Here is an 11,885-nt window from a genome sequence, read left to right as displayed (position 1 = left end):
CAGAAGCTTCTCAAAACCAGAAACCCGCGCATTCAATCACGATTGGACGCGCGGGTGTTGATCAGCTTTTTAATAGTGTCAAACATGATCCGAAGGTCACCAAGCACGGTGTGATGCTCAACGTAGCTCAGGTAGTAACCCTGTTTGATGGGCATGATCTGCTGCACATAGGTAGCCTCCGGGTCATCGCTGGCCGCCAACAGACGCTCTTCGTCCCGAAACTCAATCGCGGCTCTGTCAGTAATGCCCGGTCGCACAGACAGAATTCGGGCGCGCACATCTTCAGGGTACATCGCCATGTAGTGCGGCACCTCCGGGCGCGGGCCCACAAGGCTCATATCGCCCTTGAGCACATCAATCAACTGCGCTAGCTCATCCAGCTTGCTTTGCCTCAGCCAGCGTCCGGCACGGGTAATGCGCGCGTCTCCTGCGGCGGTCACCAGCGAACCTGTGCCCGCCTGATGCACGTGCATGGTGCGAAATTTGTGAATCCGAAACACACGCCCACTTCGGCCGGTGCGTTGTTGCCTGAAAAAAACTGGCCCGGGAGAATCCAGTTTGACCCATAGCGCAACGATAGCCATCAATGGCAGCGCCAATGGCATGGCGATCAAGGTGAGTCCCAGGTCTAGCGCCCGTTTGGCCGAAGCAGAACCTTTTGAGGTCATGCGATGTGAAAATGACTGCTTAGACACGCTGCCCTGCCGCCCGCTGAAGGCATCTTACGAATGGCAAGGCAGGCAAACCTCACCGCACTACAGACTTCAGTGCCGCAATGACCCGGGCTTGTTCGTCATCGCTCATCGCCGTGAACAACGGGATGCTGAACATGCGCTGATAGGCTTTTTCCACCACCGGAAACTGCTCAGGCGCCAGCCCATACCGATCACGCCAATAGGGCTGGCGATGCAGTGGCACATAGTGAACGCTGGTGGCCACGCCAGCGTCAGACAGGCCCTGAATGACTTCGTCTCGCGTCGCCTTGGCTTCGTCCGAGAGGCGCAGCACAAAAAGGTGCCAGGCATGCGTCTGGCCTTCAGGGGCCCTCGCTGGCAAGATAAGAGGCAAATCGCTCAGTTCCGCAAAGTAGCGCGCGGCCAGCATCTGACGGCGCCGCTCAAAATCCGGCAGCCTCCGCAACTGCACGCGGCCCAGCGCTCCGGCCATATCCGTCATGTTGTACTTGAAGCCCGGAGCCACGATCTCGTAATACCAGGATGGCGTTTTACTGGAAAACCGGTCGAATGCATCACGGCTGATCCCATGCAGCCGCATCACTTTCATGCGCGCCGCCAATGCCTCGTTTTTAGTCACCACCATGCCCCCCTCACCCGTGGTCATGGTTTTGTTTGCGTAGAAACTGAACACTGTGACGGCACTCTGCAACTGACCGATGAGCGATCCGTTGCAAGTTGCAGGCAAGGCATGAGCTGCATCTTCCACCACGTGTATTCCGTGCTTGTCCGCAATCTCCAGAATGCGGGTCATATCGCAAGCCAACCCGCCATAGTGAACAGGGATGATGGCTTTGGTTCGCGGCGTGATGGCTGCTTCGATCTTGTCGGCGTCGATATTCAGCGTCTCAGGATCGCTGTCCACGAGGACCGCGTCAGCCCCCAGGTAACGCGCAACTTCCACTGTGGCGGTAAAGGTAAGCGTTGGTGCAATCACTTCATCGCCCGGGCCAATACCAAGCGCTTCCAACGCCAGGTGCAAGCCGGCCGTCGCCGAGTTCACAGCAATCGCTTCCAATCCGCCGCCGAGATAAGAGGCAAACTCCTGTTCGAAGGCACGCGTTTCTGGCCCGGTGGTGACCCAGCCCGACCGCATGGCGCGCGCTACCGCATCGATTTCGGCCTCCCCTATATCTGGGCGAGCAAAAGGAATAAAGCTATCAGCGGTGGACATAGGTCAACGAACAAAAAGACAAAGAAGAAAGGGTCAACGGGTGATTTTCGCCGACGCGCCTGAAACTCGCCGGCCACGCACGATATCCATCAATCCGCGCCAGGTTCCTAGCCCGTAACCTATGTGAAAGCTGGCAATGGCCAGTGGCAGCCGAGCCAGAAGCGGCGCCATGCTGCGCCGTGCATCATCATTGGAAGACTTGCCCTGAATCTTGCCGGCACCCAGCGCCGCCGACCACGATGCCAGGGCCAGATACAAAGCGTAGCTGCCTGCCAGGGCTGTCACGGGGAGCAGGCTCCATGGCATTGCGGCAACGGACACCACCAAGGCAGCCACGAACAAAGCCGGCACCAATTGGCGCAGTGATCCGGGTTGGCCGTGCTTGCGCATCACAAATGGGCGCCAGTAACCATACTGGTACTGCTGCGCAAACAGTTTGGGCAATGAGCCCCGCGATTGATACCATGACCGGATCCGGCCGCTTTGCCAGATGCGCCCTCCGGAGAGGCGCAAACGAAGGTTGTGCTCATCGTCCTGGTTGCGCACCAGCTGCTCATCGAAACCGCCTATGCGTGTGAACACCGCTCGAGGCCAGCACCCCAGATAGACCGTGTCGACCGGGCCTTCATAGGCGGTATCACGCGAAAGAGCACCACCCACCACCCATCTGCACTGAAATGCGGCGGCAATGGCCTGGCTCATGGCGCCCTCGCCGCGCGCCACCCATGGGCCACCCACGTTATCCGCCCCGCTCTGCTTCAGAACCGCAATGCACTGAGCCACATAGTCGGGCGCGAAGGACGTATGAATATCCATCCGCACCACGATTTCCCCACGTGCACGCAGCAGGCAGGCATTCAACCCGGTTGAAACAATGCGGCCAGGGTTGTCCACCACGACCAAAGGGGCATCTTGCCCGGCACGCCTCTCCAGGCGTTCACGCGATCCATCGTCACTGCCGCCATCAGCCACCAGCAACTCCAGAGCCCATCCGGGCGGCAGTTGCTGCGCCAGAACCTGATCGCAAAAAGCATCTATATACGACCTTTCATTGCGGCAAGGCGCCATCACGCTCACCAGGTGTGCGGCACTGCGCTCGGTGTTTTCCGCATCATTCGCCATGGTGATCACGGCCTCCTTTGGCCAACAATTGGCGATAAAGCTGATCGACCGCATTCATCTGCGTTCGCCTGTCGCCTTCGAATGCAATGCGTTCCGCGTTGCGCAGCCCTAACTCCGCGGCATGCTCACCGTCTTGCATCAACGCCAGCCACCGCTCGGCCAACCGCCCGACATCGCCTGCCGGCACCAATGCGCTGGCGTCCAGCCAGTCTCTGTTGGCTGGTAGATCCGAAGCAATCACCGCCAAACCACATGCCATGCTTTCCAGGACAGAAACCGATGTGGCGTCACTCTCAGGAACGCTGATCGACAGCCTGCACCGAGCCAGCACTGCTGCCATGCCCGCGTCGTCCAGGCGTCCATGGAACTGCACGGCATCGCCTAGCCCAAGCGAAGCTGCTTGAGCGCGTAGCGCAGCCTCCTGTGACCCCCCTCCCAGCAGATGCAGGCGGACATCCGCGCGTTCGGCGCGCACCCGCGCCAAGGCTTGCAAAATGACGTCAATTCGGTAATTAGGCTCCCAACTGCGGAGGCTCACAGCGTCAAAGCCGGGTTTGGCTTCCCACGCCACTGGCGTGAACCGAGCCAGATCCACCCCCCAATGGATCAGCGCCGTACGCAATCCGTGTCGCAGCTTGACCGCAGCGGACAGAAGATCAGGTGAATCGCCCGTGATGAGGTCCGCCTGGCTCAAAGTCCAGGCTGTGAGCAAGCGCAGGGCAATGTTGCGCTGAGGTGTGAGCAGCAGATCACTACCCCACGCGGTCATGACCAAAGGCCGTCTTCCGCAGCGTGCAGCGAGATATCCGTAAGAGGTGATGTAGTGCGCATGCACGATATCGGGCTTTAATTGCTCCACCGCGCGGCGCGCTGCAGACACGCGCCAAAGCCAATCTACCGAGCGGGTAACTGGTGGCAGCACGATCTGCTCCACACCCGGTATGGGGTGCGGGCGCGCCGTGACCACCGAGATCCTCCAGCCACGCGCCAGCATTTCATTGGCCCACCGCTGCACATGCACGCTATTGGCATCGCCCAGTAAACATACGTGATGACTCATGGGCTCGAACCCCGGGAGACGAGCGCGGCCCGCCAACGCCCATAAGCGGCTTGTAAGGATGGGTTTCCCGCCAACCAGCGTTCATCAGCGTCGCGGGTATCGCCCACCAGTTTCGCCGGACTGCCAGCCAGCACCGCGAAATCCGGAAACACGCCGCGAACGCGGCTGTGCGCCGCAACCAAGGTGCCATGGCCGAGCGTGGTGCCAGCCTCTATGGTGCTGTGCGGGCCTATGAAAGAGCGCTCGCCAATGACAATGGGCGCGCGAATCACAGCCCCCGCCCCTTTACTTGGGTCCTGGCCGGAAAGCTCTGCCGCCACACGAACGCTGCGGTGCGTGCTGTGGCTGACAATGCTCACGAAATTGGTAATTTGTGTCCCACGTTCAATGGTGACGCCTGCACTGGCCTCAATGAAATTGAAGTGGCCAATGAACACATCGTCTCCCAGATTCAGTGACTGCTCGTGCTCTATGCACGTACTGGGTGAAATGCGGGTATTGGGCAGGTCCTGGCCTTGCAGGCGCTCGCCAAAGAGCATGCGAAAAAACAATCCATGCCACAGCCGTCTGCGGCACCGGTTGAGCCACGCGCGAAACCCGGTCATGAATGATCACCCTTGTGTTGTGAAGCGTCACGGGGAGCCGGGATAAGAGGCCACCGAGCCAGCCGATAAAAGTACCACCCAAAATAGGGCACCATCGCCGCGGACACCGCCCAGGCACCACCTTGCAGCCCACCAGCGCGCAAACCGAGCGCCAGCGCTAAAACAAACGCCACCTGCCCTACCAAGGCCCAGCGAAACGCCCACCGCTGAGCCTGCCAGGCCATGGTCACCACAGCGAGTGGAGCAGCTACGAAGTGAGTCGCAATATAGGGCGAAAGCGCGCGCGCCAACTCCCCTGCTTCGCGCCAGGTGGGGCCGAACACCAGCTCGAACAACCACGGCCCGGCCACGAGCAGCAGCCCCATCAATGCCAAACCGAGCACGGCTAGAAGCAACATTAATTGCCTCACCATAGCGCGTGCGGCATCAGGGGCCGCCCCGATCAGCCGGGGATATAGCGCCTGCGAGACCGCCGCGCCCACCAAAGTCGCAGGTGCTTTAAGGTAACGCAGTGCCAAACCCCAGAAGCCCGCCGCCGCTTCGCCGGTGTAAGCCACCAAGAGTGCGATGGCGATCGCATCCTGCAAGGTACCCAGGAACGCATGAGGGGTGTTAACCAACGCGAAATCCCGGTGCCGATGAGCGGTGGCATGCATGGCGATTCGCAGCGAGGCTGGCGTTGGCGGCAATACTGCGCGCCAACCACCCGTGGGGGCTGGCCGCAATAACCAAAGACTCGCCAAGGCCTGTGCAAGCAGAGTCGCCAAGACCAAGGCCCATGCGGAATCGGCTCCTAACGGCTTTCCTCCTGCACTACGCCAAAGCAGGTAACCCAGTGCCAGTTGCGCCACGGCAGCTCCGCCCCATTGAACGACTCGGCCAATGGCCAGCGCTTGAAAACGTTGCGCACGGGTCGCCCACATCATCAGCAGTTGCAGCAACGCTGAGAACGCCACCGCGACAGGCAGCAAAGCAGGCAGGGGAAGCAAACCAAGCACATGCAAACCCCAACTCAATGGAATGCACAGCAAGATCACCCCTGCCGCGATGCGCAAAGCGAGCGCTAGAAGCGCATTCGCTTCGTCATCATGCCGAGCCATGGGCAGCGCCCAGTCGTAGCGCAGGCAAGCCGCCACCGCCACGGAGGCGGCCACGGTACTGAACTGGGTGAAAAGCCCCATGGCCTCGGGGGTAAAAAGACGCGCAATGAAAGGCCCCAGCAGCAGCGGCAAAAGCTGCGCCAGCGCCCCGCCCGTCAGCAGCGTGAGTGTGGCTCTTAAAAGGCTGGATGATCGCGCCGTCATGCCGGAATTGCTTGCAGCCGTCTTCCCAAGCAAACGCAAGGAAAACTTGTAGCAATGCGGATAAAGTGAGCCGAGAACATGGGTGTGGCGGACGGCGCCTAAAATGAGGGGTTTGCCAAGCGGGGATTATCCCCGCGCATTTCCCCATCTCATTTCGTAGATCATGTCAGAACCCACCGCACTCAGCTCCGCCGCCCCCGAACAAGACGAGAACAAACTGATTGCGGAGCGGCGCGAGAAGCTCAAAGCCCTGCGTGAAACCCAGGCGCAGAACGGCGGAGTGACCTTCCCCAACGATTTCAAGCCAAAGGATCGGGCCGCTCAGTTGCATGAGGCCCATGGCGCGACGGAAAAGCCAGAGTTTGACGCAGACATTGCCGAAGGCAAGCAGATCAAAGCCAGCGTATCCGGCCGGATGATGCTCAAACGCGTGATGGGCAAGGCGAGCTTTGCTACTTTGCAAGATGCCTCAGGGCGTATACAGATTTACATCGCCAGGGACGATGTGGGCGAAGACATCTATACCGCCTTCAAACACTGGGATCTGGGAGACATCGTAGCTGCCGAGGGCTATCTGTTCAAGACCAAAACCGGTGAACTATCGATTCACGCTACCAGCATTCGCCTCTTGACCAAGAGCCTGCGCCCCCTGCCTGACAAATTCCATGGCATGCAGGACCAGGAAACGAAGTACCGCCAGCGCTATGTCGATCTCATCATGGATGAATCGGCGCGCAAACGTTTCGTGGCCCGTAGCCAGTCTTTGGCGGCCATGCGCGCCTTCATGACCGAAAGCGGGTTCATGGAGGTGGAAACGCCCATGCTGCACCCCATCCCCGGCGGTGCCAATGCCAAGCCCTTCGTCACCCATCACAATGCGCTGGAGCAGGAGATGTTCCTGCGCATTGCGCCTGAGTTGTACCTGAAACGCCTCATTGTGGGCGGTTTTGAACGCGTTTTTGAGATCAACCGGAGTTTCCGCAACGAAGGCATCAGCGTGCGGCACAACCCCGAGTTCACCATGATGGAGTTCTACGCCGCTTACTGGAACTATCTGGATTTGATGGACTTCACCGAGGCCCTCCTGCGCGACACCGCGCAGAAAGCCGTAGGTACGCTGCAATTGCAATACCAGGGGCGTAGCGTGGATCTTGGCCAGCCATTCAAGCGCATGACCATCCGTGAAGCGATCAACACCCATACGGACATTGGCGCGCAGGTGGATGATGCCGCCGAACTGATCAACCGCTTGAAAAAGCTGGGACTCTCAGAAGCCAAAGACAGGCTCTCCACCCGTAGCCTCCCTTCGCTGCAAGTCATGTACTTCGAAGAGTCTGTGGAAGACAAGCTGTGGGAACCCACCTTCATCATGGAGCACCCCACCGAGATCAGCCCCCTGGCACGCGCCAACGATCAGCGCCCCGAGGTGACCGAACGCTTTGAGCTCTACATCACCGGCCGCGAAATCGCTAACGGTTTCAGCGAACTGAACGACGCGGAAGATCAGGCCGCGCGCCTGCAAGCCCAGGTGGCCTCCAAGGACTCCGGTGATGATGAGGCCATGTTCTACGACGCTGACTTCGTACGCGCGCTCGAGTACGGTATGCCTCCCACAGGTGGGTGCGGTGTCGGCATTGACCGGTTGATGATGCTGCTCACGGATTCACCCAGCATTCGCGACGTGATCCTGTTTCCCGCTTTGCGGCGGGAAGCCTGAAGAGCGGCAGGTCAGCGTGGCCCGAACTGGCTTGCCAGTTCGGCAGCAAGCGCCTGCACGGCTTCACTCGGCATGTTTTTCAAGGCGTGAAAACGCTGAAGTTCCTCGTTGTCTTGAAACGCCTGAGTCCACTCATTACGGGAAGTTGAATCGTGGTGCAGGTGAACCAGCGGCGGTAAAAATGAGTGCCAGCGGACACCCAGCTGTGTGGCTCTAAACAGCAGTTCGTTATCTTCACCGCACCAACCCTCCATCCGCTCGTTGTAGCCCCCCACCCGGATGTACTCGCTGCGCTTGAACAACACCACACCGCCATTAGCGGAGGTGTAGAGCATGGTGACCTCTGGAGGGAGCGCGACTGGATCGAGTGCCCCAAAGGCGTCTACATTCCCCGTCTGCAAGATATCGTCCCTAAGTGAGCCCTCCACGTTGAGGACGGGGGAATAGGGGCAAATGGCATCCGACGCGGTGCCGTTTATCAGCGCATCCAGCGCACTGACCATTGAAGAAGGCTGGGCAATGGAGTCGGCGTCGTGAAAGCAAACGATGGCGCTATTGGATAGGCGCACCCCCATATTGCACAAGCGCGCCTTTGGAAAGGGACCGTCGTGCGAAATGAAGACGTGGCGAATTGACGCATCAGCAATACGGGACCAATCGAAGCGAGGCCGCGTATCCGCCTCCATCAGCCAGATGCGACAGTCTCGATAAGTCGTGACCAGATGCCGCAGCACTCCATAGAGGTTTTCGCGTCGCTCATCTGACGCCTCTCGATACGGCACGATCAGATCAATATGCTGGAGCGAAAGCTTTTCCACCTAACCACCTACCCGCCTGAAAAACGAAACCACGTCCGAGCTGTACGCGACAGACGCGCAAATAAGTATGAGCAGCTACGGGCGTCCGCTTTTCGCCAGAGCTCTCAGGGTACTTCCCGCCAAGAGACATCTTGCACTACGGCCGGCTCGCTGCCGCCGGCTGCACTGGTAGCGTCAGCGCGCGGAGTAGTTGCGGCAGCTTGCCGCTTTGGCCAGTGCTGGCGGGTCATTTCCCGGTAACGACGCCAAAGCAAGGTAACGGTAGCTGGGCGGCCGGTGACCAAGCTCATCACCAAGCTGGCGACCACGCCCACAGCCAACCAAATGAGCAGGCTAAGCGCAAAAACCAGGCCGACCAAGGCCAACGTCGCCCAAACCATCACGCCCAATACACGAGCGACGATGCGCTCCACAGTACTGGAACTGCGGGCGTAGGGTGGTGGTAATTGTTGGGAAAACATCTGGTTCATAGCAAATAGACAGTTTTTGAGCGCTGAAGTTCAATTCTGCGCTATTCCGAGCACACTCTAAAGCCCGTTGACGAGTGCCAGCGAGCGCAAATACTCTTGTGAGCGCATCAGTGCTTCCCAATTGAGGGCGCTTTGCCTGGGTAACAAGGCCTGTCTGCGTAATTCGCTGGCATTGCAAGGATTCCATTGGCCTGCCAGAAGTGCCTCCGCCAGGCCTTCTATTGCGTCGTCCAGCACCCTGCCCCCTTCCAGCGACTGGTTGCAGAGAAGTACCAGATCACAACCGGCGGTCAAAGCGGCCAAGATAGCCTCTACAGGGGTGACGGTTCGGCCATCGATGTGGCGTGCCGCTTCCATGCTGAGATCATCCGTGAAGATCGCCCCCTCAAATCCAAGCCGCCCGCGGAGCACCGCCTGCAACCAGCGCGCGGAATATCCAGCCGGCCTGGCATCTACTTTGGGATAAACCACGTGCGCCGCCATCACGGCATCCATAGCGGTTCCAAGCCAGCCATAAGGCGCGGCATCCTGAGCGAGGATGGGTTTTAATCCACGGTTGTCGCGCGGCAGGTGCGTGTGCGAATCAGCCGCGACAAAACCATGCCCGGGAAAATGTTTGCCACAATTACCCATACCCGCTCGCAACAGGCCGTGCATGACACTTTTGGCCAGCATGGTCACCACGCGTGCATCTGCATGAAAGGCGCGGTCGCCGATCACGCCTGAAGGCCCCCAGTCGAGGTCGAGCACCGGTGTGAAGGAAAAATCCACCCCACAGGCTCGCAACTCTGCCGCTAGCACATAACCGCAGGCTGTAGCAGCTTCCTGGGCACCCATCGCGTCTTTCATCCAGTGTTCACCCAGCGCGCGCATGGACGGCAGATGGGTAAATCCATCAGTACGAAAGCGCTGTACGCGGCCGCCTTCATGATCAACACAGATGAGAAGATCGGGCCGAAGCCGCTTGATGCTGGCCGTTAGCTGCGTGAGCTGCTCCCGGTTTTCCCAATTGCGGCTGAACAAAATCATGCCGCCAACCAGTGGGTTAGCTAGCCGGTGGCTATCGACGTCTGTGAGATTTTTACCCGCAATATCGATGATGAGGGGGGCGTGCTGCATGTGCTTCATCCGGCCTTGTTGCCCGCTTCAATGCAACGCAGGTACTCGCCCACCGTCGCAGCGTAGCCCAGCTCCAGCGCGTCTGCGATCAGCGCGTGGCCGATAGATACCTCCGCCACGCCCGGCACCTGCCGTAGAAACGGAGCAAGGTTGTCGCGATTCAAATCATGGCCCGCATTGACACCCATGCCAACATCCAGCGCGGCGCGCGCAGTGGCTGCGTAGCGCTGTAACTGCTCTTGAATGGAGCTTTCTACACCGCTAGCCCATGCTGCCGCATAGGGTTCAGTGTAGAGCTCAACGCGATCAGCTCCCAAAGCGCGTGCCGCAGCCATTTGCTCGGGAAGCGGATCCATGAACAGACTGACACGCACCCCCAAAGCCTTAGCCGCGCGAATCAGGGGTGCAAGGCGCTCCCGCGTGGCAGTGTCATCCAGATTCCAGCCATGGTCGCTGGTAAATTGATCTTCGCTATCAGGCACAAAGGTGCACTGGTCCGGCCGCACAGCGCCGAGAAAATCCATCAAGTTTTGAGTGGGATTGCCTTCGATGTTGTATTCGCGGCCCGGCCACTGCTTCATCAAGTCTGCCAGGTCATGCACGTCCTGTGCGCGAATATGGCGCTCATCAGGGCGCGGATGCACGGTGATCCCGTGCGCTCCAGCCCGCAGGCAGACTTGGGCAGCCTTCGTGACGCTGGGAATACCCAGGTGGCGCGTATTGCGCACCAAGGCGACCTTATTGACATTGACGGAGAGACTGGTGTTCACGATGTAAAGGATTGCAGATCAATCATCATCTGGCGGGTACGCAAAATGCCCCCCCCGCAATGGTAGTGCAGTAATTCCCGCAGTTGGTGGCGCAGGCTGGAACGTTGCTCGCCAGGCAAACCGGCGCAAACTGCCAAAGCCGTGGTGAATGGCGCTTCGTCGTCCAGTGCCGTAGCCAAGCTCAGCCAATGGCGCCCCAGCAGCCACGCGCCGCTTTGTTCTTCGTGCACGGTACGCAAACCACCTTCGGCGACCAGGCTATATCGCTCCTGCGGCATCAGCGGTGCAAAGGTGAGTGTCTGCACATCCAGCGCGGGCAAGTGTCCCGTTTCACGAAGCAACAGCAATTCAAAGGTTCGCAACGCGGCCGCATGAAGGGTTTCGCCTTTCTCCGCGGCGAGCACATGCACCAGAGCGGCGTAGATATCAAACAGGCGCGCATGACCGTCTTCCCGTGCCAGCAGGCGCATGAGCAGCTCGTTGGCGTAATAGCCCGACATGAGCGCATCGCCGGTCGGCATCACATGCCCTCCCGCCCATTCAGCGCTTTTAAGGGTACGAATTTCCGCATCACCGCCCCAACTCAACAGCAAGGGCTGTAGTGGCAGCAACACCGGACGAAAGTTGGAAGACGGGCGTTTGGCCCCTTTGGCCACCAAAGCCATCCTGCCGTACCCGCGAGTGAACGCCTCCACGATGACGCTGGTCTCACTCCAGTCATAGCGGTGCAGGACAAACCCGGGTTCGTGGCTAATGCGTTTCACAGTGCCGATGTTTGGTCGCTGAACAAGCAGCTTTTAATAGGGTGGAGGATTACCACCGCATTGGTGCTCATGGGTGCGCTGACCCTCACCCCTACCCTCTCCCGCCCACGGGAGAGGGAGTAAAAATCAGACGGCCGCGCAGCAGGCCAAGTCAATGGTTGCGCCCTTATCGAAAGATGGTGGAGCATGGCCGCACCCGTGCTCATGGAAGCGCCAACCCTCACCCCT

Annotated in this window: 12 protein-coding genes; 1 reads left to right on the top strand and 11 read right to left on the bottom strand. The window is 59.5% G+C overall.

Annotated elements, in window-relative coordinates:
* Positions 1–32: 32 nt before the first annotated feature.
* The 6 genes from G518_RS0113895 to G518_RS35145 all read right to left on the bottom strand — a co-directional run bounded on the left by G518_RS0113895 (position 33) and on the right by G518_RS35145 (position 5,999).
* Positions 33–668 (bottom strand): sugar transferase, encoded by a 636-nt coding sequence (locus G518_RS0113895; protein ID WP_036594649.1) that lies wholly within the window; start codon positions 666–668, stop codon positions 33–35.
* A 79-nt stretch (positions 669–747) separates the two neighbouring features.
* Positions 748–1,908: a DegT/DnrJ/EryC1/StrS family aminotransferase gene (locus G518_RS0113890; RefSeq protein ID WP_028603063.1), complete on the bottom strand. Its 1,161-nt coding sequence runs from the start codon at positions 1,906–1,908 to the stop codon at positions 748–750.
* Positions 1,909–1,941: 33 nt separating this feature from the next.
* Positions 1,942–3,030, bottom strand: a complete 1,089-nt coding sequence (locus G518_RS0113885) for a glycosyltransferase family 2 protein (protein ID WP_051236647.1) — start codon at positions 3,028–3,030, stop codon at positions 1,942–1,944.
* Positions 3,020–4,090 carry a glycosyltransferase gene (locus tag G518_RS0113880; RefSeq protein WP_028603061.1) on the bottom strand — a complete coding sequence of 357 codons (1,071 nt, stop codon included), beginning with the start codon at positions 4,088–4,090 and terminating at the stop codon, positions 3,020–3,022. The genes G518_RS0113885 and G518_RS0113880 overlap by 11 nt, the downstream gene beginning before the upstream one ends.
* Positions 4,087–4,695, bottom strand: a complete 609-nt coding sequence (locus G518_RS35150; RefSeq protein ID WP_051236645.1) for an acyltransferase — start codon at positions 4,693–4,695, stop codon at positions 4,087–4,089. The genes G518_RS0113880 and G518_RS35150 overlap by 4 nt, the downstream gene beginning before the upstream one ends.
* A complete protein-coding gene (locus G518_RS35145) occupies positions 4,692–5,999 on the bottom strand; it encodes a lipopolysaccharide biosynthesis protein (protein ID WP_051236643.1) in 1,308 nt (435 codons plus the stop codon). The genes G518_RS35150 and G518_RS35145 overlap by 4 nt, the downstream gene beginning before the upstream one ends.
* A 163-nt stretch (positions 6,000–6,162) precedes the next feature.
* Between G518_RS35145 and lysS the strand changes: the two genes are divergently transcribed.
* The gene (lysS, locus tag G518_RS0113865) at positions 6,163–7,716 is read left to right on the top strand and encodes a lysine--tRNA ligase (protein ID WP_028603060.1); all 1,554 of its coding nucleotides are present in this window, start codon (positions 6,163–6,165) and stop codon (positions 7,714–7,716) included.
* Positions 7,717–7,727: 11 nt separating this feature from the next.
* On the opposite strand, the gene G518_RS35140 is transcribed toward lysS, so the two are convergent.
* The 5 genes from G518_RS35140 to recO all read right to left on the bottom strand — a co-directional run bounded on the left by G518_RS35140 (position 7,728) and on the right by recO (position 11,666).
* On the bottom strand, positions 7,728–8,534 hold the full coding sequence (locus tag G518_RS35140; RefSeq protein WP_051236641.1) for a galactosyltransferase-related protein: 807 nt from the start codon (positions 8,532–8,534) through the stop codon (positions 7,728–7,730).
* 104 nt (positions 8,535–8,638) lie between these two features.
* Positions 8,639–8,995, bottom strand: a complete 357-nt coding sequence (locus G518_RS0113855; protein WP_156909391.1) for a hypothetical protein — start codon at positions 8,993–8,995, stop codon at positions 8,639–8,641.
* 66 nt (positions 8,996–9,061) lie between these two features.
* A complete protein-coding gene (gene nagZ, locus G518_RS0113850) occupies positions 9,062–10,123 on the bottom strand; it encodes a beta-N-acetylhexosaminidase (RefSeq protein WP_028603058.1) in 1,062 nt (353 codons plus the stop codon).
* A gap of 5 nt (positions 10,124–10,128) precedes the next feature.
* The gene (locus tag G518_RS0113845) at positions 10,129–10,893 is read right to left on the bottom strand and encodes a pyridoxine 5'-phosphate synthase (RefSeq protein WP_028603057.1); all 765 of its coding nucleotides are present in this window, start codon (positions 10,891–10,893) and stop codon (positions 10,129–10,131) included.
* Positions 10,890–11,666, bottom strand: coding sequence for a DNA repair protein RecO (recO, locus tag G518_RS0113840; protein WP_028603056.1), 777 nt, complete (start codon positions 11,664–11,666; stop codon positions 10,890–10,892). The genes G518_RS0113845 and recO overlap by 4 nt, the downstream gene beginning before the upstream one ends.
* Between the last annotated feature and the right edge of the window lie 219 nt (positions 11,667–11,885).

The sequence above is a fragment of the Ottowia thiooxydans DSM 14619 genome (assembly GCF_000422885.1).
Taxonomy (GTDB): domain Bacteria; phylum Pseudomonadota; class Gammaproteobacteria; order Burkholderiales; family Burkholderiaceae_C; genus Ottowia; species Ottowia thiooxydans.
This window is presented reverse-complemented; position numbering and strand designations above follow the sequence as displayed.